The sequence below is a fragment of the Corallococcus sp. AS-1-6 genome (assembly GCF_020037015.1).
Lineage (GTDB): Bacteria > Myxococcota > Myxococcia > Myxococcales > Myxococcaceae > Corallococcus.
In genome coordinates, this window is record NZ_JAIQDE010000029.1 from 1 (window position 1) to 22,136 (window position 22,136).

Below are 22,136 nucleotides of genomic sequence, written 5' to 3' on the forward strand. Positions count from 1 at the left end.
CGCCATGCCCGGAAGCGTCCGCCGCGCGCCGCTACGCCGGCAACCCCTCACGGCACGTCGTTGGCCGGACGGATACGGTGCTCCAGGCCGCGGCCAGCAAGGAAGCGCTGAAGGAGAGGAGGCCGCGAGTGGACTGGGCGGGGTTGCTCAGGAGGACGTTCGACTTCGACAAGTTCGTCTGCGTGAGGTGTGGAGGCAGGCGGCGGGTCTTGGCATATGTGAAGCAGGCCGCAGGGGTGCGAGCGATTTGGGAGCACCTGGGGTTGCCTGCGGCAGGTGCGAGCCTGCCCCCGGCGAGAGGGCCACCCCTGGCTGCGGGGTGTTGAGTCTCAACGTGCGGCTCATGGGCTCCCCGTCAGCGTCCATCACCTCCCGCTCTGCTCCCGCCCGCTACGCCCAAGAGGGCTCCTGTTCTTCCTATGTTCTTCCGCACAGGCCTGGATGAGGGCGGCCCAGTTTCTTGCTGGGCCGATGTCAGGCAGCGGCGCCACGCGCTGCAAGCAGGCGTCGGGAAAGAGTTCGCAGACCATGCTCTTCAAAGTGAAGATGGCCCTTGCTGCTAACGATTCAACCTTGCACTTTCGTTTGGTGCTTCAAATTACAGCAAGCAGTCTCCGCGCCTCTCCGGCAAACCCCTTCAAGGAATCGAATAAGGCAGCTTGGCGTATCGGCATATTGGGATAGCTGTGATAGTGCAGTTTTTCGCTGCACCCCCAACGCAACATGCCGCGCAGCCGGAAAGTACTTGGGCGGCTGACTGTTAATGCCCTCGACGAGAATATTAATAAACTTACACAGAAAGTCGATCAGAAACTTCCCCCTGTATGCAACTGCAGGGGGGTTGGATGTGATATCGGCAACCCAATCGCGTATCGCATCGACATCAACATTGTTAGATTCTCGCCCAAAGCGCTGATCTAAAGTGCTAATTGAGTAATTCTCTGCGCAGTGGGGAAATTGCATGTCGACGAACTCCCAGGCCTGTAGGCTCTGTAACTTCAATACGGAAACTTTCTCCCCTTTTGGTTTTGACTGGGCCTCCTTTTTTCTCTGTTGCTGAAGCCAGCCATTCAACTCCCCTGTTGCGCGATAGAACTCGCCTGCGGCTGTATCGTAAAGACCGAGCGCAACACCCATGGCCGTCTCCCCTTGTGTAAGACCAAACTCACTCTCGAAAATGCGCTCAATTGCTGTGCGGGAGACATACATATTCTCAATGGAGTAGCACGGAGTCACATATAGACGCTCGTCAGAGGCCTCCGGGGGAATGAAGTCCCTGTCAACAAAGAACGCGCTCCTCAGTTTCGCGTATCGCCCCCCATCGGCATTGAGCACCAACTGAAGGAGGTGCACAACGCCATCGCGTCCTCCTACAGCAAAAGAACGACACTTTTCCGGCCTTGCTATGAGGTTGATCCTTATGGAGTAATATTTAAGGTCCTCACCCTCGAAAAAGCAAAACAGGGCATCTGGCTCGGTCGCTACTGCCTTTATAAAATTCCGCCAAGCAACAGCGTAGCTTTCCCGAGCAAACCTCAACTCTCCCGCCCGGTCGCTCACTCGCCCCCCTCCTTAGCCTCTTCGGCATTGGTTCCCGGGAAGGGGCTTACATTCAGTTCGCCGGCGAATTGGTCCAAACTATTTTCAAAGATGAACGGGGAGTGTGTCGCGACAACCAGCAGTCTGCAGCGTCGCGACGCCACGATATCCTCAAGGAGTCGACGCTGCCATTCAATCGAAAGAGACAGTTCGGGCTCATCGAAAATCACTACATATTCATGCTGGGCATCCAGGTATAGTCGTGAGAATATTGAGACAATCTGTTTTTCTCCTGAGGATAGTCGCTCAAGTTCAACAGGGCGCCCCGTTCGCCTCTGGATGATGCCGATGTTTAACTTGCTTTCGTTGTATATTACCTCCTTGTCTTCGAGCAGGTAATAGTTGACGACCCTGACGAATTCCTTGATTGTGTTGTCCTTCTCTCGCTGCTGTTCATACACTTTTCCGAGATTCGAGAGAAAATATACGAGTGGAGAGTACTGTTCTCCGTGTATTCGCCCTGACTTGATTAATTCAAGGATGTGGTTTTTGTGTCGCTCGTCAATGTTTTCCCCTACTCGATCGAGAACAATGCGCAGAGTATCTGCATCTTGAATGCTATCTCGCATGTCTGGGGTGACCTGAATGCCGTCAATTAATTCTGTAAGAATCCGCCCGTTCACTTTTGAATACCACTCAATGGATGAGTCGCGAATCTGCGTCGTAATCCTGTCTATTCGCTGTTGCACATCGCCCATGCCGAATTGAATCAACTGCTCAGCATGGGGCAGGCTCGATTCCAGATAGCCCAGCGTATGGAGGTCTTCCTCAATGCGGCGATATGTTGGAAAATACAAAACCGGATGCGGGTAGAGGGTGCGCAACTCCTGAAGCGGATTTGCGGACACTCCGGACATTCGCGGCCCCATTTCATCTCGCGCAAACTGCCTAAGTCGAAAGGCGAGTTCATCCCGCGCAATCCCTGTTGCCTTGCTTGCTAATATCAGTTGAGGCAGTTCAGCCAGCGCGGAACGGGGGAGTCCTCTTTGGGCAATCTCAAGTAGATTCTGAAAGCCACTCTCGCCAATCGCATCGAAAATGCGAGCAAGCCATCTATACGGACCGCGACTGGCTTCTTCAAGTAGTTCCAGTTGCGCAATAAGTGGATGCTTGAACCTTGAGTATGGGGCCGAGACTTTTTCACCCGAGTCAAACTCAACAATGATCTCTTCAAACTCTAGCCGCCCCAGGCGACTAGTCTTCCCTGTCAGGGCGTTGTAGAGTGCATTGAGAACAGTGGTCTTGCCCGAGCCGTTTGAGTCAATCAGGATTTTGACTTGGCTGTCGATTTCGAGGCAGACATTTCTGTCGCCGTGTAGGCCTCTGATTTTAAATCTCCTCAGTTGCCGGCCTTCTGCTTTTGGAATGCTCATTTTTCTCCCGTGAGTTTGGCAACAATGGCGTATCGACTGAGCTTAGGGTAGGCCCGCAGAATGGTCATCTTCGCATTGGCTCTGCAGCCGGAGTTTGAGCCCCTCGCCCCAAGCTTTGTTGTGACATAGCATGGCGACGACCTTCCGATGGCGTCACCAGCGACTCCTCTGAAGTACGTGCGCGAGTGTACCCACGGTCCGTCGTGGGCGTGAAAGCAGGATCCTGCGCACTTCCTGTACGGAGTAGCGGACGGCGGGCGATAGTGAAGGCCGCGCCGGGCGGAGAGTGCGCGCATGGTCCATCGGCTACTCATCAGGCTGCTCACTTTGGGGTAAGTCCTACAGAGACGGAGATTGTGCCATGGCACATACAGTGTGAGAGCAACCGAGAAGTCCTGGGTCGTACTCGCCACGCGGTTTCGAGTAGGGCGTGCGACGGTGGTGCCTGCGCCTCGGACAAACCTCACGAGGTTCCACGGCGTCTTCGCTCCAGGCGCGCAACCGCGGCCATTTCTGCTCCCCCAAGCAGAAGAGGAGGAGGCGAGCGTGGCGCCCCAGGCAGCGGCCAGCAAGGAGCCGCTGAAGGAGAGGAGGCCGCGAGAGGACTGGGCGGGGTTGCTCAGGAGGACGTTCGACTTCGACATGTTCGTCTGCGTGAGGTGTGGAGGCAGGCTTGAGGGTGTTGGCGTAAGTGAAGGCAGAAGGATGGGTGAGAGCGATTTTGGAGCACCTGGGGTTGCCCACGGTGAGTGCGCACCTGCCCCTGCGCGAGGGCCACCCCAGAGCGGGGTGTTGAAGCTCAACGTGCGGCTCATGGGCTACCCGTCAGCGTCCATCACCTCCCGCTCCGCATCCGCCCGCTACACCCAAGAGGGCTCCTGTCCTTCCCATGCTCCGCAAGACGACGAGGACGAACCAACGCAGGTGCTTGATCCGGGGCGCCACCTCCAGGGGGGCGGCGAAGCTTTCGAGCCCCGGGGCAGAGGGCATGTCAGACCGGTGAGCTGCAATCTCCCCGGCGGAGGCGAGCGGCTGCGCCACGACATGAACGCTTGGAGGCCTGGGACGTGGAAACCCCTGGACGCAGATTCGGAAGCGCCGTGGTCATTGGCGGCAGCATGGCGGGGCTCCTGAGCGCGCGGGTGCTCGCGGACCACTTCGACAAGGTGACGCTGGTGGAGCGGGATGTCCGGGGGGAGGGGCCCGCCGCGCGCAAAGGTGTTCCGCAAGGGCCACACATCCACGTGCTGTTGGACACGGGCCGGCGCATCCTCGACACGTACTTCCCGGACCTGTTCGAGCAACTCCAGGTCCAGGGCGCCGAGCTCATCGACTCGAGTGGAGACCTCGCCTGGCACCACTTCGGGGTGTGGAAGCTGCGCCACACCAGCGGCATCCCCGGGCTGCTGTGCACCCGGCCCCTGCTCGAGTGGAACGTCCTGCGCCGGGTGAAGGCGCGGCCCAACGTCGCGGTGCGCGAGGGCTGCTCCATCGAAGGGCTCATCCGCGACGAGAAGGGCACGGGGCGCATCACGGGCGTCCGGGTCAAGACACCCCAGGGCGAGGAGTCGTGGGAGGCGGACCTCGTCGTGGATGCCAGTGGCCGGGGCTCGCGGATGCCTCAGTGGTTGGAAGCCATCGGCTACGCGCGCCCGGAGGAAGAGCAGGTCATCGTGGACCTTTCCTACACGACGTGCCTGCACGAGCCGCCGCCCCACTTCCAGAAGGAATGGAAGGCGCTCTTCCTCTATCCAAGTCCTCCCAAGGCCTGGCGCGCGGGTTTCATCTCACACGTCGAGGGAGGCCGGTGGCTCGTCACCCTCAATGGCTACTTCGGGGAGCACGCGCCCACCGAGTACCAGGGGTTCCTCGAGTACGCGCGCTCACTGACGCGTCCGGACCTGTACAACTATCTGAAAGAGGCCACGCCGATAGGGCCCATCTCCCAGCACAAGGTGAAGGACTGCCGGTGGCGGCACTACGAGAAGCTGGCCCGCTTTCCCGAGGGGCTGGCCATCCTGGGAGACGCCGCGTGTGCCTTCAACCCCCTCTACGGGCAAGGCATGTCAGTGGCGGGGCTTGGCGCCGAGCTGCTGGACACCTGCCTTCGCGAGCAGGCCGAACGAGGCGAGCTCTCGGGCCTGGCGCAGCGCTTCCGCGAGCGGCTGCCTGAAGTCATCCGGCTCCCGTGGCTGTTGGGCACGGGCATGGACCTGCTGTATCCGCAGGCCGTGGGGAAGCGGCCCTTCGGGCTGGGCTTGCTGCACTGGTACCTCCTGCGGCTGATGGAGCGCACGTCGACCGACGCACACGTCCATCGCCAGTTCTACCGGATCCTGCACCTGCACGCGGGGCTGGAGGCGGTTCTCCAGCCCTCCGTGGCCTTGCCCGTGTTGGGCCATGGCGTCATGTCGCTCCTGCGCCCTCTCGAGCGGCTGGCGAATACCGAGACACGGCCTCCTCCTCTCACGCGTCCAGGCCCTGTCCCGGTCCAGAAGTCCAGGTCGTAGGTGTTCAATGACATCCAGGTTCGACGCCTTGGGCGCGCCGGTTTCTGGAACGGGCAGATGTTGCTGACCGTCGGGGGCGCTGTGAAAGTCGACAGGCGTCAGCCACACGCCTCGCACAACTGATTGAGCAGGGGGACGACACTCCTGGGCTCATGGGGGGCCAGCGCCCAGAGGGAGGGCTGGCACATCTTGCCGTCGCAGATGTGGGCTGCGATGCCTCGGCACTTGCGACAGGTGACGGTGCGACTGGCGGGGTGGTCGCAAATGGCGCACCGCTTGACCCGCGAGGCCGCGTGGAGGGGACGCGGGGGCCGCTTCGAATCCTCCAGCTCCTCCTCGAAGGCCTTCATGCCTTCGCGCACGGCGTCCACCAGATCATACATCCGCAGGGCGCCTCCGAAGATGGCGGTGTCGAAGAGGATGACGGGCGAGAAGCCCTCCTGGAGGAGCAGGTAGTTGAGGAGCAGCATGGTGTTGAGGCGGCCGTTGGCGTCCGCGTAGAAGTGGCCCACGTGGAGCGCTCGGATGACGCGCACGATGGCACGCAGCTTCAGCTCCTGCTTCGCCTCCTTGGCGCTCTGCTGCGCGGCCTGGTCCCGCTCCAGGTAGTAGCGCGCGAAGAGGGCGTTGACCTTGCCCTTCGCCTCCCGGGGTTCGTAGGCGGTGCCCCAGAGCAACTGGCTGCCCCGGCTGCGTGTGAGCAGGCTGGTGGCCCAGTCTCGCTCTACCCAGTGCTCCAGCACGTCGCGGGGCGCGCCCAGGTCCTTCATGATGGTCTTGAAGGTCCCGATGTCGCCATCGTTGCTCAGCTCCAGCAGGCTCTCCCAGTCCACCTCGTGGCCCTGCACGTCGATGGGGAAGTTCGTGTAGTGGCTGAGCTCGTGCGGCACGGGGACGAAGCGCTGGCGGGCGCGTTCGGACACCACGTCGTTGAGCTTGAGCACACCCCTGGTCACGGCGGCGTGCATCTCGTGGTAGCGGTCGAAGTCCACCCGGTCATCGGGCGCGGCCGGGTGCTTGAGCCAGGCGGTGAAGGCCTTGGTCATGGCGTTGTAGAAGCCCGGGGACTGTTGCCGGTCGAAGATCATCGCCTGGTGTGTATTGCTGCTGCCGTGGTGGCGGCCCTCGATGAAGAGCTTCCACCAGCGGTCGCGCGGCAGCTTGAAGACCGCGGAGGAGCCTTCGGCGGAGGCGTTGGGCTCCAGCTTGTCCAGGGCGCAGCGGACCTTGCTCGCGGCGATGACGACGTCGAAGGCGGGCCGCTTCGCGGCGACCGCCTTCTCCAGGAACATCGCGGAAATGACCTTCAGGTCGCTCGTCTTGCGCTGGGCGACGAGCGTGTCCACCCACGTGCTGAAGCCGTCGAGGTCCGTGGTGTCATGGGTCACGTCGGCATCGGGGTCTGGAATCAGCATGCGCAGCCTCGAGGAGGGATGTCGCGGAGCCTGGAAGGTGTAGCCGGATTGTGGGAATCCCTCCACGGCCCATAGCGTCGGGCCCGGTCGCCCAACTCCGCGCGGTCCCGTCTCCAGGAGAACCGATGTCCCGGCGAGTCACCGTTCAACTGATTGACGAGCAATATGAGCCCGTCGCCAACGAGGCGGTCCGCTTCGTGGAGACAGGCCTGACGCTGCGCACGAACGACCAGGGCGAGGCGGTCTTCGAGTACGCCACTCCGACGGCCACGCTGGAGTACCGCTTGCGCTCGGGGGCCGTGGCGACGCACCGGTTGAAGGAGCCGCTCTCCCGGGAGACGACGGTGGTGCTGGGCGTTGAGGCGCTCGTGTACGCGACCCTGTTCCTCGACGCGGACCGCGACGGCACGTTGACCTCGGCGGGGCTCGACCGCTGGGACTGGGGGCCGGGGGAAGGGAAGAAGGGCGCCATCGTCCTGTGCAACCTGGACGCGGACAACGGCAACCCACGGGTCGCGGACAACGCGGATGACGTCATCAACGGCGGGGACGATGAGCAGGAGATCGCCCCCCTGGAGGTCCGCAGGCAGACCCGCTACCGCGCGGAGGTGACGTGCACGCTGTCCCTACAGAAGCCGGGCGACAAGAACCGCTTGCGCATCTTCAACGGACGCACCCGGGGGGCCCGGGCCCTCATCGGTCCGAGCGCCGGCGCGTCGTGCGTGCTCGACCTCCAGAACGCCGTGCTCCGACTGGGGATGGAGGCCGTGCGCTTCGACGAGTCGTTGAAGGAAGAGGACATCGTCTTGCTGCTGACGACGACCTCCCCCGAGGGCACCGTGGTGCAGCGCGCGCGTGTGCGGGTGGCGCCCTGGATGATGCAGCATCACCTGGAGGCCCCCGAAGCCGTCTATGTCATCCAGCTCTCCGGCCAGAACAACACCACCTTCCGCTCGGACCTGAAGGTCATCCTGGAGGGGGTAGGGCTGCCGCTGGAGGAGATTCCTACCGTCCTCGGGGATCGCTGGGGGCAGGACAGCCTGGAGATCGGCTCCTCCAACCTTCCCCGGCGCGGAATGCACGCGATGCTCGGCGCGACGCGAAGGAGTGGGATGATCCAGTATTTCAAGACGCAGGGTCGTGGCGTCGGGATGGGCTACTTCGACTTCCACCACCGGCAAATCAGCCATTCCGCGTCCGACAGCGACATGAACAAGCTGGGCAACCTGGAGGTGACGCCTCCAGTGAGGGACGCACGGGGGCGGGCCTACCCTTGGGGACGCATCTATTACGGCACGGACGTGCGCAACGAGCGCCGCCAGCTCGACCCGAACATCCGCGCGTTCCTCGCGGCCCAGCGGGTGCAGGCCCCCATCGTCATCGACACCAGTTGGCTGGACGTGGGGCACGCGGACGAGCTCCTCTCGTTCGTGCCCGCGGAGGATGGGGGCTGGCTCTTGTGTCTGCCCAGCCCTGAGCTGGCGCTGGACATGCTTCAAGGCGTGATGGAGGTCGCGCCGCAATCCGTGATGCTGGAGGGGCGGAGCATCCAGGGCGTGGAGGGGGAGGGCTTCGATGAGCCCGTCAACACCACCGTCAAGGCGTTCTTCGAGGGGGCGGAAGGCGGGGGGGCTCCGGCGCGGAGGCCGCACGGGATGTCTTCATTATTCTCGGGCCCGCCGCCGCGCATGACCGGGGTGTCCTCCATGCGTCCCATGGGCGGAATGCCCTTTCCGGGCCGGACAGGGGCCCCACCAGGATTCATGATGGGCGAGGGGGCGATGCACGGCTTCTCAGGAGGCATCTCCGAAGCGCCGACGCTCAAGGCGACGCTGCGCTTCAACGAGACCGCTGCCAAGGGCATCCATGGGCTGGTGGAGCAATTGAAGAGCGAAATCGGTCTGACCGAGGAGCGGATCCTCTATCTGCCCATGCTCTACCGGCAGGGGCGGATGAAGGGGGCGACGACCGTGTTCGCGAACATGGTGAACATGCTCGTGCTGGGGCGGACCTGCGTCATGGCGAAGCCGTTTGGCCCCATGCTGGATGGCGCTCAGCGCCTGCAAGGGCCCTACGCGAAGCTTCTGGGGAAGTACAAAATCGAAGCGACGGACGTGCCGATGAACGGCACGTTCGACCTGTTCGAGGTCTACGTCCGGACCCTGTTCCGCCGGAACGGGCTTACCGCGCGCTTCATCGACGACTGGAGCGCGTACCACAACAAGGGGGGTGAGGTGCACTGCGCCACCAACACCCGGCGAGCCCTGACGCTCAAGCGCTGGTGGGAGTACGTGCCGGGCGACACGCATTGACGGCCTCCGCGCTCAATCCGCAGAGGAGCCTGAAAACACCAAGGCCGGAAACCGCTGGGTCTCAGCGGCTTCCGGCCTCGATCCTTCAGTGTCCCCGACGGGATTCGAACCCGTGGAGGAGGGGTACCCTAAACCCGCGACGGCACACGCCTTTCGCTGAATCGTGAGTGAATCCGGGCACTTCGAATCCACGGGGCAGTTCCCGCCAGTCCCGCCTGTTGCCCGGAGTCCCCTCCAGTCTTGGAGACATTTTGGAGACGGCACCGGAGGCGGCGCGCTATCGATGTGAGCCTGCCTTGTCTCATTGCCGCCTGAATCCGGCGAGCGATGATCGTTTGGAGGGCATGAAGCGGCTGCTCGCGAGGCGTTCCTGCCCTGATGCCGCCGAGACTCACACGGGTGAGACGGCTGGACGTCTAGAAGTGCTTGTTGGGTATCAGCCAGTCATCGCTCGGGGAAGCGCCCTGCTTCAGCGCGTTTCCGTAGTACGAGGTCAGGCTCGTCACTGCGAGGTGCAGAGCATACGCCTCGTCGTCCCCCCAGGGGCGGCTTGGGCAGTACTCATCGCCCATGCCGGGGGTCTTGATGTAATGACTTTGCTCCCACCAAACCCCCTTCCCGCCTACGCTTTCATACAGTCGAATGGTGATCCGGGGGGTAAGCGTACCAAGCTGAAATTCATACTGGCTGAGCAGCTTGCGAGTCTGGGAGAGGTACTTGTCTTCGAGTGCCGTTTCGATTGTCCATGGCATAATTTTATCTTATCTTTCTTTCTCCCCTCATAAGGGCGAGGGGACTGTGCTGACGACCCGGATCAAGCGATCCTGACTTGCGTTGCCCCCGCAGGCGCTCGCGGGGGCAAGGAGCCCATGGTTGGTGCTACTGGGGTGGGATAGGCCCCTCAAACTCCAGGAAGATCTCCATGGCAGTTTCCTCAATGCCCTGCGTCACTTCGATCATATTGACGACCCTGTAGGTGCCCGAGCCTCGAAGCAGAAGGCGGGTGTTCTCAGGGTCGCGGACGAAGTTCCTGTCCGCGATCTGGGCTCTGGTTCGGACCAGACTGTAGGTTCCTGGTCCTTGCCACGCATGGATTCGGGCTCTGATCTCTCGGCTCCGCAACTCGATGGGCTCCAACCGGTAGTGGGGGTTGAGGGGGGCACAGTGGGATGTGGCGGGAGCGGGGGCGCCTCATCAAGGTGCTGCAACACCACCGCTGTACTACGCTGTGTGTGGAGGCATGATGCGCGACCACGCTTGGTTCGAGATGAGGGACATCCGGAAGCGCTGGCTCTCTAAATTGGTGTGGATTCCGCTGCGCGCATACGAGGAGAGCCGTACCGGCGAGCACGGGCACGTCGGCTGTGAAGAGGAGGTCTTCGCCTTGGGCTCGGTGGCAGTTCCCACCAAGCACCGTCAAAGGGCTGAGGCGCTCGATTGGTCGGACATCGCCCTCGGCCACACACAGCGCTCTCTTGTGCTTGCAGCCGGATACAAGCCCGCCGACGTATTCCAGGAACCGGAGGGGGTCGACCTAGGCATCGACCTGGTCTTGGACCAGGGGTTCGACGGTGCCGAGAAGCACGTGTGGCACCTCCACCAGGACCTTGTCATCGCCCTCGGTCTCCTGCGCGAGGGGGACAACTGGGTGTGCCCTCAGGAGGGCTACAACGAGGTTGCACACCTGAAGCGGAGCGCGTCAGGAGCGCCGGTGCGGCTTGAGATTCGTGCGGAGCACCTCGGCGACTATCTGGCGGCACGCGACATGGCCCTTTGGGTGGCGACGTACCGCATTCGGAGCACCGTCGTGGAGGACGCAAGCCACATCCCGTGGCACTCAGAGGATCTGCGGGAAACGGCGGGTGGGGACAGGTTCGAGGCGCGCGTTCGCGCAATCCATGAAGGCGGCTCCTTGTTCGGGGCGACGACGGCCGTCTTCCACATGGGGCGGACGGACGTCGATGCGGAAGAGGACGTGCCGGTTCTTGGCGTCCCCGACGCATCGAGCATTCGGACGCGCTCGTGGAGTGTGAAGTCTCGGCGGCGCAAGGTCTTCGACGTCTCGGGCGAACTCTGGCGCACGGAGTGGTTCGAACCTGCGGCAGCGAGCCCTCGCGTCCGGGGCGACAAGGTCCCATCGGCGTGCTTCTTCATCACAGACCCGTCGGGGAGGCGGACGCCCGCCGACGACCTCCGGAACCGGAACGACGAGGAGAGTCGGTGGTTATGGTTCCGGCCGGCTGTCATCGGAGAACTCGCACAGCGCCGTGGTGGCTCGTTGCGGTGGTACACGCGCGACACAGGGGAGGTCGCCCCCGTCCACGGTTACGGCATCCACTTCGGAGTGAACCAGAAGGAGTTGATCAACGCCTACGCGCCCGACATCGCCCGTCTCCCGGAGTGGCAGAAGGTCATTTGGATGGGGTTCAACATTGCTCCGGACGGGAAGGTGAGCGAGGAGTTGCTCGACTCGCAGATGCGAGCGGAGCCCGCCGAGACGAGTGCGCCGGAGGAGCGGTTCGCGATGGCGCTCACTCGTCTTGACGCGGCTTGCAGGGTCCGCTGGAAGGCCCCGCTGTTGCGGCAGCATCCCCAAGCCCCAAGCATCCTTCTCGCAATTCACCGGTTTCGCGCCCTGAACCCCGAAGGGTTGCTGGCCCTCGCCAAGGACATCGCGCGGCTGACGGCGGATAGCATTGATGTTGGCCCCTTGCAGGCGCTGGTCCCCTTAGCGAAGGGAGAGAAGCGCAGTTCCATCAAGTCTCTGGAGCGTGCTCTCGCTACCATTGTTCCGCCCGAGGAAGCGAGGCGCCTGACGAGTCCGCTCGTAGGCGTATACGAGCTTCGGCTGGGCGATGCCCACCTGCCGGCCGCCGACATGAACAACTCCTTTACGCTGGCAGGCATTGACCCTTCGGTCTCCACCATCCGTCAGGCCATGCAGATGATGGAGACGATCGCGAAGACCTTCGACGCGATGTCGGACGTGCTCGCGAAAAGCACGCTGGCGCCTGCGTAAGGCGCTGAGCCAAGGCCGCTCGCTGGGGGAGGAGCATCTGCGGCTGCGCTGCGTCTCGAACAGGAAAATCTCCTGGCCCTGGCGGGATAAGGGCAGAGGAGAAGGCTTCGTCCCCGTACCTGTCACGGTGCGGGCGAGGCGTGATCAGTCGGGCGGGAAGGGGGTGAACGCCATGCTGAGCGCCGTGAGGAAGCTGCTGGCCTCGACACTCACCCGAAAGATGATGGCGGCCGTTGTCTTCGCGCTGGCCGAGCATCTTCGGGAACGGGTGAGGCGCGGGCAGTAGTGCCCGGAGAGGAGCCCGGCTGCGGATGGAGCTGGGCTCTTCTCGCCCTTGGAGAAGGTCGCATCGTCGAGGTGCGGCTACGTCACTCACCCCAGGGGGGAATTTCACGATGACCAAGGCCATCAGCCTCACCGCCGAGCTGGCTGAGGTGAGGTGCGCCATTGAGGGGGCGCGCTTCATCGCGGATGCACTGGCCACGCACTCGCTGGACAGCCGAGAGCAGGAGCTACAAGCGCCCGTCTCCATCACCGCCATCCTCGTGCTGGCGGCCGCTCGGCCTCCAGCACCTTTCTTCAGCTAATTAGGGACACCCCCTAGGGTTCGCGGCCCGAACGGCCGTCTTCCTCGGCGGCCTGCCCCGCCTTCAACGAGGATCGCCGCGCCCATCCGGGCGTACGAGGAGGCGAACGCAAGATGAGCACCGCCCGTACATCCAAAGGCCCCTCACCCACCAAGCCGCTGAAGCGCATCAAGGACGAGAACGAGGCCAGGAGCTACTTGCTGCGGCGGGTGAAGGGGAAGGATGGGATGGAACAGCGCACCGAGGAGCAGTTCGTTGAACTCCTCAGGTACACGGACACGGCCGCAGCGCTGGCCTCTACCACCAGCGCGCTCTACCCCGTGCTCAACTGGTTGATGTCGGGGGCGATCCTGAGCACCAGGGTCCCCGAGCAGGCCCTGAACGACTACGCCATGCCGCCCCAGCCACTTCCCGAGGAGCTTCAACGCCTGGCCCCGTACCTCCACGCCTCCAAGCAGGTCCTGGATAAGCTCCATGCCTTGATGCGCGCAGTGGAAGAGCTGGCCTGGAGCTTCATCGCCCTGCGTCACGTCTGCGAGGAACTGGGCATCGACCGACAGCTCCTTCGAGGATGGACAGGGGAGCACCAGGTGCTCGCAGCCATTGCGCAGCTCGCGGAGAAGAAACTGGAACTGAAGCCGAAGCTGGGGCCCAAGGACCTGGAGGTCCTGGTGCAGTTCGCGGGGCTGCGTCCAGCGAGCATCGACTTTATGACCGAGCCCAAGGGGCTCGACCTGCGACGCGAGGCGTGGAGCGTCGAGCTGAAGAAAGTGCGCAAGGCCTTTCTCTCGCGACTCCGGAGCTTCCTCGCCGGGAAAACATCTGGCTCTGGCCTGGAGGTCCACGACCCGAAGCGACACCGTGTACACCGTAACCGCCCCGTGAAGACGACGAAACGGCGTAGGCGGGCAGCCTCCAAGTAGGTAGGGGCGGTGCCGACTTCAAGCAGCCCGGAACCCATCGGCCAATTAGAGTCCTCACCGGCCCGGGACCACCCCGCACTCCGTCACATCCGCGCCCATCGGCCAACAAGAGGCTTCACCGGCGTTCTCGGCTACGTGACGGCGCACGTTTCCATCGGCAACCGCAGAGAGACAGTAACCAGCAGCCATCAGGAGGTCAGCGGGGAGCAGGTCATCTACAGGACCAACTCGACTCCCCTCAGCCCACTCCCTCACCTTTGTTGTTGGTCTCCACTACCTTCACCGCTTTGCTGGTTGCCCAATCCTTCAGGCGGCTCTTAATCATGTGGCAATTTCCGCAGAGAAAACGAAATGTCGAGAGGGGCACCTTCCGTCCTTCGACATGGTCGAGGTGCCAGCACCGCACGTCCGGGAACCCACAGTCTTCGCACCGGTACCGTGCGCGCCTTGCTGCGTGCAGAGCGTTCTTCCCATAGTTTTTGCGCTCCGACCCATTGGTCCGCGTATAGAGCTGCCGAGCGACAAGCCGTTCGCGCGCCTCAAGATGAGGCTCTGCCGCTTTCAGGCGAGCCCGCGGGAGATTCGTGGGGCCCTGGGTTTCGTAGAGGTAGCACAGCGCCGTCTTGAGACTGCCCTGCACCGCAGATGGTGCGGCCTCAACACGGCCCTTGATGAACGACGGGTTGTCGAACCGCTCAGATGGAATCACGAACTCATCAGGTACCTCGATTCGATGCTCCACGGCTCTCCTCCTGGGGCAATACCGGGCTTCCAGCGGTTGAAGTGCTCTGCGCCTCGCCCTCTTGCCACAGCTCAGTCTGAGGGCGGCAGCGAAGATGGCCCAGGAGCACATTCGTCAGCGATGAAGATCTCCTCCGGCTGCCGCTCATCCAGCAACACCGCCACCATGAGCCTCGTCTTCATGAGGTTCTGATGCAGGACGGGATTCATTCCAGCAGTGACGATGGGAGGCCGCTGTGTCCAGCGTAGAGGCCGGGCTGCGTGACCTCATCCGCACCCTGGTGCGCGAGGAGCTGGTGGCGCTCAACGGGGATGCAGCTCACCGCGAGCTGGTGCAGGCGGGGCCTCCCGGGAGTACCAGCCCGGACGGCCAGCCTCCGCTCGACAAGGCCATCTACACCGCCGAGGAGGTGTCCCGCCTTCTCGGGTGCAGCCTCAAGGCCGTGTATGCGAAGGCCTCGCGCGGCCAGCTTCCAGGCGTCTTCCGCGTGGGCCGCTCGCTGCGATTCCGTGGGCGCGAGTTGTTACCGTTCATTCTCGAAGGGCGTGTGCCGTCGCCGAGGAGGTCTCGGTGATGAGCGTGAAGGTCAGGGAGTACAAGAAGCGCGGCAAGAGCGGATGGGAGGTGGACATCATGTTCAAGTGGCCCGATGGCGAGCTGTACCGTGAGCGCGTGAAGGCTCCGGTGGGCTCCAAGTCGGGCGCGAAGGTGTGGGGCGAGCGGCGGCAGGCGGAACTGCTCACTCGCGGTAAGCAGGTCAAGGAGGAGATGAAGACGAAGCGGGAGGTCCCCACGGTGGAGGAGTTCTTCCCCCGGTTCATCGAGGGCTACGCGAAGGCCAACCGGCAGAAGCCGTCCGGGGTGGACAGCAAGGAGTCGCATTTCCGCAACCACCTGCTGCCCCGGTTCGGGACGAAGCGGCTGGACGCCCTCGCTGACGAGGACGTGCAGAAGCTCAAGGCGGCTCTCCAGGACCGCAGCGTGAAGACGGTGAACAACTGCCTCTCCACGCTCTCGACGATGTTGAAGGTCGCGGTGAAGTGGAAGGTCATCGAGCGGATGCCGGTGGAGGTCGAGCACCTCAAGGCGGCGGACAGCACCGTCGATTTCTACGAGGTGGAGGATTATGAGCGACTGGTACAAGCCGCCGAGAAGCTCGGCCCGGCGCAGCAGCTCGCAGTACTGCTCGGCGGTGACGCGGGCCTGCGCATGGGGGAGATGATCGCGCTGGAGTGGAGCGACGTGGACCTCAAGCGCGGGCTACTCAAGGTGCAGCGCTCAGACTGGAAGGGGCACGTCAATCTCCCCAAGGGCGGGCGGCCCCGTGAGGTGCCGCTGACACGCGCCCTGGCGTCGGCGCTCGTGCGTGCCCGTCACCTCCGAGGTGAGCGGGTGCTCTACCGCGAGGATGGGACGCCGGTGTCCCAGCAGACGGTGCGGAGCTGGATGTCCGCAGCGCAGAAGCGGGCCGGGCTCAAGGTGACGGGGGCGCTCCACATCCTCCGCCACACCTTCTGTAGCCACCTGGCCATGCGGGGCGTGCCTCCTCTCTCGATCAAGGAGCTGGCAGGCCACCGCAGCCTCCGCACCACCATGCGGTACATGCACCTGGGGAAGGGGGAGAAGCACCTCGCTATCCAGATGCTGGAGGAGGGGCGGGATGCGTCTCCGGCTTGGAGACATTGTGGAGACGAGAAGGAGCCAGAAAGCACCAGGGCCGGAAACCGCTGAAGTTTCAGCAGCTTCCGGCCCCAGTTACAGTGTCCCCGACGGGATTCGAACCCGTGTTACCGGCTTGAAAGGCCAGCGTCCTGGGCCTCTAGACGACGGGGACGTCGTCACTGCTTGAGTCGCGGGGGGCTCGAACCCCCGACCCTCGGCTTAAAAGGCCGGTGCTCTACCAGCTGAGCTAGCGACTCGCTATTCTTTTTTGCACCGGCTGCGGATCCGCCAGCGGCCCCGCGAGGCGCTTCCTACCAGCAGCGCCCGGGGAGTTCCACTGGCGATCGCAGTCGCCCCTTCCTGACACCGTCCGTCCTGGCCCTGGTGAACATCCGCCCCCAGCGCCCCTCCGCCCGTCAGGGCTCGGCGCTATACAAGGGGCATGTCCCAGGAAGTCTCCGAACCGCCCGACGACAGCCCCGAGGACGAAGAGGCAGGGGAGCAGGCCCCGTTCCGCCGCTACCTCACCCGCACGGGCGCCGAGCGCATGCACCGCGAACTGCTCCAGCTCCTCAACGAGGCCCGCCCCAAGGTCACCGCCGAGGTCTCCGCCGCCGCCGCACAGGGCGACCGTTCAGAAAACGCCGAATACATCTACGGCAAGAAGCGCCTGAGGGAGATCGACCGGCGCATCCGCTTCCTCTCGAAGCGTCTGGATACCGCCACCATCGTCACCCCCTCGGAACAGGGGGATCGCTCGAAAGTCTACTTCGGCGCCACCGTCACCCTGGAGGACGAGGCCGGAAGCCGCAGCACGTACCAGATTGTCGGTTCGGACGAGATCGACGCCTCCGGAGGCCGCATCAGCGTCGAGTCACCCATGGGCCGCGCGCTCCTTCGCAAGGCCCTGGGCGACACCGTGGAGGTGCGGCGCCCACGGGGTGAGATTGAACTCACCCTGGTGGACATCCGCTACGACTAGGACGCCCCCATGCCCCGGACACCCGAGCTCAGCGCCCATGCCCGCCGCACCTATTCGCGCCTGAACAGCGCGGACCTGGCCGCGTCCGCGGAGGAGTCCCTGTCCCTGGATGACCTGGGCCTGGAGGCCGGTGGCGACCGCGTGAGCCTGGCGTTCGGCACCTACAGCCGCGAGGGCCTGGAGCACGCCCTCCAGGCCTACGGCTTCGCGCAGCGCCTGGAAGAGCGCGTGGGCCCTGTCGAGCTGCGCCTGTCCTGCCAGGACCCGTTCCAGCCGCGCATCACCGTCCTGAGCCGCCGCTACCACTCGCCCGTCGTGGACCTGTCCCTGCGCCAGGCCGCGGGCGCGGAGGTCGGCTTCACCCGCACAGCGGCGGAGGCCCGGCTGCTCTTCGTGGACAGCCTCCTGCTGCAACACCCGGGGCGCCCCTTCGACTGGAACCGCCCGCCGCTCCCCGGACAGCTCCACCCCGGACTCTCCCTGTCGCGCGACCTGCTGGAGCTGCTGCACCTCATGGCCCGCCGCATCGGCGCGGAGGGCGTGGCGCTGATGCCCGCGACCTTCTCCGCCGCTTGCGTCTACGAGCGGAGCTTCACCTTCGCGGACGGCGCCGCGCAGGGGCACTTCAGCGCCCTTCGCCGCGCGGGCCGCGGCTGGCCCCGCTGGCTCCTGGCGTGGGCGGTGGAGCTGGGCTGCATGCGCGACGCCCAGGGACAGCCGGCCCTCTTCACGCCCAAGCCGATGATCAGCCCCCTGTCCCGGCGGGTGGCCCGTCGGCTCGACACGCGCGGCTGGCAGCGCGCATGGCGCTTCCACTCGAAGCAGGTCCTGTCGCTGGACGAAGAGTCGCTCCAGGCGCGCTTCCCCTGGGCCCGCATGCCCCCCGGCCCTCCGCCGGAGAGGGTGGTGGAGGTCCTGGGGTATGATCCGCTGGCGCCCGCGTCGCCGTACCAGGACGCCTGCGAGCCCGCGCCCGCTCCGCTGCGCACGGCCGCGACCTCCTGAGGGCCCGCTGTAGCGCCCTGTTCCCCTCGCCGGAACGGCCGTGCTGTTTCGGACGGACCTTCGCGCTTTCAGACGGGAATGCGGCTGGTGGCCCCTCGTTCGGTGCCTATATTGAGCGGCGTTGGTCCTCCATGGTCGTCGCTCGCCGTCAGCAATCGCACCCGAACCAGGTCAGGTCGCGAAGCCCTCGATGCGAAAGAACTTCATCCTCGACACGAACGTCCTCCTCCATGACCCCCGCAGCATCTACGGGTTCAAGGACAACAACGTCATCATCCCCATCTACGTCATCGAGGAGATCGATCAGTTCAAGCGCGATCTCTCCGAGCTGGGGCGCAACGCGCGGCTGGTGGCGCGCTACCTGGACTCCTTCCGCGCCGAGGGCTCCTTGAAGGAGGGCGTCCCGCTGCCGCACGGCGGGATGCTCCGCGTGGCCTTCACCGACCGTTCGCTGCCGTCCTCCATGGCGGACGGCAACCTGGTGGACAACCGCATCCTCGCGGTGGCCCTGGACATGATGGAGACCGAGCCGGAGACCCAGGCCGTCTTCATCACCAAGGACACCAACCTGCGCATCCGCGCCGACGCCCTGGGCCTGTCCGCCCAGGACTTCGACACCGAGCGCGTGGAGATCACCGACCTCTACACCGGCTTCACGGAGCTGCTCGTCCCCACGGAGATGGTGGATCAGCTCTACAAGCCCGGCGGTGAGGTGGAGGTGCCCGCCCAGGACCGGCTCTTCCCCAACCAGTTGGTGCTGCTCAAGGACGAGCTGAACCCGTCCCACACCGCCATGGCCCGCTTCAACGGCGCCAAGGCGCGGCTCGTGCCGCTCGCGCGCAACAGCAAGGAAGGCACCTGGGGCATCCGGCCGCGCAACATGGAGCAGGCCTTCTGCCTGGACCTGCTGCTCAATGACGACATCAAGCTCGTGACGATCGTCGGCAAGGCGGGCACGGGCAAGACGCTGCTCGCCATCGCCGCGGGCCTGCAGAAGGTGACGGAGGAGGGGCTGTACCACAAGCTGCTGGTCAGCCGTCCCATCTTCCCCCTGGGCCGGGACATCGGCTACCTGCCCGGCAGCGTCGAGGAGAAGCTCAACCCCTGGATGCAGCCCATCTTCGACAACGTCGAGTTCCTCATGAACCTGAGCCGCGCGGACAAGAAGGCCGGGCGCGGCCACCATGAGCTCATCGACCTGGGGCTGATGGAGATCGAACCGCTCACGTACATCCGCGGGCGCAGCATCCCCAACCAGTTCATCATCGTGGACGAGGCGCAGAACCTCACCCCGCACGAGGTGAAGACCATCCTCACCCGCGTGGGCGACAACACGAAGATCATCCTCACCGGCGACCCGTTCCAGATCGACAACCCGTACGTGGACTCCACGAACAACGGGCTCGTCCACGTGGTCAACCGCTTCAAGAACGAGAAGATCGCCGGCCACATCACCATGGCCAAGGGCGAGCGCAGCATGCTGGCCGAGTTGGCGGCCAACCTGCTGTAGAGCGCCGAAGGCCCTCGCCTGATAGAGACGTGTCATGACCCAGGACGGCACCGACAAGCCCGACACCCCCGCCGAGGAGAAGAAGCCCCTCGTCGAGTACCCCTCCGTCTACGAGTACAAGGTGATGGGCAAGGCGACGGTCGAGGAGACGCCCGGCTTCGAGGAGCACGTGCGCTCGATCTTCCGGCGGAAGCTCGGCTCGGAGGTCTCCCCGGACTCCATCCACGTGCAGCACAGCCGCAAGGGGAAGTTCGTGTCCCTGAGCGTGTCCGTGCTGCTCCTGTCCGAGGAGCAGCGCCGGGCCATCTACGCCGAGCTGCACCAGGATCCGCGCATCGTCTACTACCTGTGAGGCAGGCGGTGCGCGGGCGGATGCCCCAGGGTGCCCGGAGGCCGCCGGCGGCTGGAAGTCCGGCCGGGGTGCGTATATGAGGGTGGAATGAGTCCCGCCGAGCACTTCCCGCTGTACCACCCGCCGGGGGCGCAGCGCGCGTTCGGATCAGACGACGCCACGCGCCGCTTCGCCAAGGTGGCCCAGTTGGAGCAGGGCTCCCGCGTGCTGGTGCTCGGCTGTGGTCCGGAGGGCCACGCCGCCGTGCTGCTGGCCCAGGAGCTCAAGTGCTCCGTGGTGGCCGTGGACACGGACGAGGCCCTGGTGTCTCCCATCCGCGAGCGCGTGCGCACCCAGGGCCTGGCGGACCGCATTGAAGTGCGCCGCGTGGCGCCGGACGCGCTGGGCATGCTGGACGGCCCCTTCCACGGCATCCTCGTGCCGGGGCGCGTGCAGTACCCGCTGGACGTGGCGCTGCGCACGTTCCGCCCGCTGTTGGGCAAGCGCGGCCGCGTGGGCTTCACCTTCCCGGCGCGCGTGGGCCGCTTCACGCCCAAGCCCGTGCTGGACTTCTGGGAGAAGCGCCTGGGCGCGCCGCTGCTGTTGCCGCGCGAGCTGCTCCAGGCGCTGGAGAACGCCGGCTTCGAGCCGGAGTCCGTGGAGTCACTGCACGACACGGAGCTGGACGCGCTCTACAAGGACATGGAAGCGCACCTGCCGGAAGGCGCCGCGCCGGAGAGCGCCACCTTCCGCGAGGAGCTGGCCCTGCACCGCGAGCACAACCAGAAGCCGGGCGTCAGCTACGCGTTCGCCGTGGGCCGCCGCAAGGAGCCGGGCGAGAAGCCCCCGGCGTCGCGCGACCGCGGCTGAAGTCCGCTGGAGTCTTGATGCGTGGGGGAGGGCCCGGGATGCCTGGGCCCTTCAACCGCCAGGGGACTACTGCACGCCGTTGAAGTCGAGCAGCTCGATGGACTCGGGCGCCACGGACAGGGTGACCTGCTCGCGGTAGCCGGCCGCGTCGCCGCCGACCTGGAAGGGCATGGGGCGCGCGAAGCGGATGGTGACCTCGCGGGCGTGGAAGTCGTGCAGGCCTTCCGGCGCCCAGCGGCCGTTCCAGAGGCGGGGCAGGTTGGCCAGCACCTGCGTGGGCGACACCTGGCCCAGGCGCAACTGCAGGAAGCCCCGGCGGTCATTCGCGTGGGGGAACATGCGGAAGCCGTAGCCGTAGAAGGGCATGGTGCCCGCGGCGGCCATCATCAGCTTGCCCCGGAAGAGCACCGCGCCCGGCGCCAGCGGCGCGCCCACCGTCTGGCCCTCCGCGCCCAGGCGGTAGGCCTCCGACGCACCGTTGACGACCTCGCACTCCACCAGCACGGAGCTGGTGAGGTAGTGCGGCACCGTCTTGAAGGCCACCGCGGAGAAGTAGCCGCCACCGCCGGACATGACCCGCTTGAACATGCCCTTGCCCAGCGACTCCTTCACGGAGATGTAGTCGTTGAGCACCTTGCCGTCCACGCCCAGGCCCGCGAAGGGCGCGCGCTGGCCGTCCACCTGCACCAGGTCCATGGTGCGCACGCTGGGGAACTCCGCCGCGCGGGCGCGCACCACGTCGTTGAGGATGCCGTCGCCCCGGGTGCTGGAGGCGTTGACGAACGCCGCGATGCCGTTGCCCGTGCCCAGCTTGAGGATGCCGAAGCGCGGCGCGGCCTGGCCGGCGAACTTCCCGCGCGGGCCCACCTGCTGCAGCACCTCGTTGACGAAGCCCATGAAGGTGCCGTCGCCGCCGCCGGTGAAGACGGTGGGGTAGCCCCGCTCCAGCACCGTCTGCGCGATGCGCCGCGCGTCCAGCGGCGAGCGCGACAGGAACAGGTCCTCCTCCGGCACCACGTGCGACAGCAGCTTGACGACCCGGGCGTCCACCTTGCGGGCGTTCGCGTTCAGCAGCACCGCGACCTTCGGTTCGGCGGACGGGAGCGCCGCGGGGGAGCGGCGGAAGTCCGTGGAACGCAGGGGCTGAACCAGCATGGACGACTCCAGAGGGGCGGGGAGCGGTATGACAGCGATGACGCGGTTCAGACTGTGCACTTTTCTCGCCAACCCCTGACGCGGGGTGTCAGGGCGGCGGGTTGAAGTGATTCCGAGGGGTTGAACGGTCCGCTGGTGTCC

Annotated in this window: 18 protein-coding genes and 2 tRNA genes; 12 read left to right on the forward strand and 8 right to left on the reverse strand. The window is 64.9% G+C overall.

What is annotated here, in order from left to right:
* Positions 1-567: 567 nt before the first annotated feature.
* Both K8612_RS31110 and K8612_RS31115 read right to left on the reverse strand, forming a co-directional pair.
* On the reverse strand, positions 568-1,560 hold the full coding sequence (locus tag K8612_RS31110; RefSeq protein ID WP_223764926.1) for a DUF4435 domain-containing protein: 993 nt from the start codon (positions 1,558-1,560) through the stop codon (positions 568-570).
* A complete protein-coding gene (locus K8612_RS31115; protein ID WP_223764927.1) occupies positions 1,557-2,972 on the reverse strand; it encodes an AAA family ATPase in 1,416 nt (471 codons plus the stop codon). Before K8612_RS31115 ends, K8612_RS31110 begins: the two co-directional genes overlap by 4 nt.
* A 1,067-nt stretch (positions 2,973-4,039) precedes the next feature.
* On the opposite strand from K8612_RS31115, the gene K8612_RS31120 reads away from it, so the two are divergent.
* On the forward strand, positions 4,040-5,482 hold the full coding sequence (locus K8612_RS31120; RefSeq protein WP_223764928.1) for an FAD-dependent oxidoreductase: 1,443 nt from the start codon (positions 4,040-4,042) through the stop codon (positions 5,480-5,482).
* 98 nt (positions 5,483-5,580) lie between these two features.
* Here the strand turns inward: K8612_RS31120 and K8612_RS31125 are convergent, their stop codons facing one another.
* Positions 5,581-6,897 (reverse strand): hypothetical protein, encoded by a 1,317-nt coding sequence (locus tag K8612_RS31125; RefSeq protein ID WP_223764929.1) that lies wholly within the window; start codon positions 6,895-6,897, stop codon positions 5,581-5,583.
* Between the two features lie 125 nt (positions 6,898-7,022).
* Here K8612_RS31125 and K8612_RS31130 point away from each other — a divergent pair, with 125 nt between their 5' ends.
* Complete coding sequence (locus K8612_RS31130) at positions 7,023-9,209, forward strand: protein-arginine deiminase family protein (RefSeq protein ID WP_223764930.1); 2,187 nt, start codon at positions 7,023-7,025, stop codon at positions 9,207-9,209.
* Positions 9,210-9,625: 416 nt separating this feature from the next.
* Here the strand turns inward: K8612_RS31130 and K8612_RS31135 are convergent, their stop codons facing one another.
* A complete protein-coding gene (locus tag K8612_RS31135; protein WP_223764931.1) occupies positions 9,626-9,961 on the reverse strand; it encodes a hypothetical protein in 336 nt (111 codons plus the stop codon).
* A 488-nt stretch (positions 9,962-10,449) separates the two neighbouring features.
* Here K8612_RS31135 and K8612_RS31140 point away from each other — a divergent pair, with 488 nt between their 5' ends.
* From K8612_RS31140 to K8612_RS31150, 3 genes are all read left to right on the forward strand, one after another.
* On the forward strand, positions 10,450-12,228 hold the full coding sequence (locus tag K8612_RS31140; RefSeq protein ID WP_223764932.1) for a hypothetical protein: 1,779 nt from the start codon (positions 10,450-10,452) through the stop codon (positions 12,226-12,228).
* Positions 12,229-12,623: 395 nt separating this feature from the next.
* The gene (locus K8612_RS31145) at positions 12,624-12,815 is read left to right on the forward strand and encodes a hypothetical protein (RefSeq protein ID WP_223764933.1); all 192 of its coding nucleotides are present in this window, start codon (positions 12,624-12,626) and stop codon (positions 12,813-12,815) included.
* A 113-nt stretch (positions 12,816-12,928) separates the two neighbouring features.
* Entirely contained in the window at positions 12,929-13,738 is an 810-nt protein-coding gene (locus K8612_RS31150; RefSeq protein WP_223764934.1) for a hypothetical protein, read from the forward strand.
* Positions 13,739-13,976: 238 nt separating this feature from the next.
* Here K8612_RS31150 and K8612_RS31155 read toward each other — a convergent pair whose 3' ends face one another.
* Positions 13,977-14,480 carry a hypothetical protein gene (locus tag K8612_RS31155; protein ID WP_223764935.1) on the reverse strand — a complete coding sequence of 168 codons (504 nt, stop codon included), beginning with the start codon at positions 14,478-14,480 and terminating at the stop codon, positions 13,977-13,979.
* A gap of 235 nt (positions 14,481-14,715) precedes the next feature.
* On the opposite strand from K8612_RS31155, the gene K8612_RS31160 reads away from it, so the two are divergent.
* Together K8612_RS31160 and K8612_RS31165 are read left to right on the forward strand one after the other, a co-directional pair.
* Complete coding sequence (locus K8612_RS31160; protein WP_223764936.1) at positions 14,716-15,054, forward strand: helix-turn-helix domain-containing protein; 339 nt, start codon at positions 14,716-14,718, stop codon at positions 15,052-15,054.
* Positions 15,054-16,211 (forward strand): tyrosine-type recombinase/integrase, encoded by a 1,158-nt coding sequence (locus K8612_RS31165; RefSeq protein ID WP_223764937.1) that lies wholly within the window; start codon positions 15,054-15,056, stop codon positions 16,209-16,211. Before K8612_RS31160 ends, K8612_RS31165 begins: the two co-directional genes overlap by 1 nt.
* A gap of 30 nt (positions 16,212-16,241) precedes the next feature.
* Here the strand turns inward: K8612_RS31165 and K8612_RS31170 are convergent.
* Together K8612_RS31170 and K8612_RS31175 are read right to left on the reverse strand one after the other, a co-directional pair.
* Positions 16,242-16,314: transfer RNA gene (locus K8612_RS31170), tRNA-Glu, on the reverse strand.
* 12 nt (positions 16,315-16,326) lie between these two features.
* Positions 16,327-16,399 (reverse strand) — tRNA-Lys (locus K8612_RS31175).
* Between the two features lie 185 nt (positions 16,400-16,584).
* Here K8612_RS31175 and greB point away from each other — a divergent pair.
* The 5 genes from greB to K8612_RS31200 all read left to right on the forward strand — a co-directional run bounded on the left by greB (position 16,585) and on the right by K8612_RS31200 (position 20,840).
* Entirely contained in the window at positions 16,585-17,124 is a 540-nt protein-coding gene (gene greB / locus K8612_RS31180) for a transcription elongation factor GreB (protein WP_223764938.1), read from the forward strand.
* A 9-nt stretch (positions 17,125-17,133) separates the two neighbouring features.
* The gene (locus K8612_RS31185) at positions 17,134-18,129 is read left to right on the forward strand and encodes a deacetylase (RefSeq protein ID WP_223764939.1); all 996 of its coding nucleotides are present in this window, start codon (positions 17,134-17,136) and stop codon (positions 18,127-18,129) included.
* A 190-nt stretch (positions 18,130-18,319) separates the two neighbouring features.
* Positions 18,320-19,639 carry a PhoH family protein gene (locus tag K8612_RS31190; RefSeq protein WP_223743598.1) on the forward strand — a complete coding sequence of 440 codons (1,320 nt, stop codon included), beginning with the start codon at positions 18,320-18,322 and terminating at the stop codon, positions 19,637-19,639.
* Between the two features lie 34 nt (positions 19,640-19,673).
* Entirely contained in the window at positions 19,674-19,991 is a 318-nt protein-coding gene (locus K8612_RS31195) for a YbeD family protein (protein WP_223743599.1), read from the forward strand.
* Positions 19,992-20,078: 87 nt separating this feature from the next.
* Positions 20,079-20,840 (forward strand): cyclopropane-fatty-acyl-phospholipid synthase family protein, encoded by a 762-nt coding sequence (locus K8612_RS31200; RefSeq protein WP_223743600.1) that lies wholly within the window; start codon positions 20,079-20,081, stop codon positions 20,838-20,840.
* A gap of 66 nt (positions 20,841-20,906) precedes the next feature.
* Here K8612_RS31200 and K8612_RS31205 read toward each other — a convergent pair whose 3' ends face one another.
* The gene (locus K8612_RS31205; protein ID WP_223743601.1) at positions 20,907-21,995 is read right to left on the reverse strand and encodes a diacylglycerol kinase family protein; all 1,089 of its coding nucleotides are present in this window, start codon (positions 21,993-21,995) and stop codon (positions 20,907-20,909) included.
* Positions 21,996-22,136 lie beyond the last annotated feature (141 nt).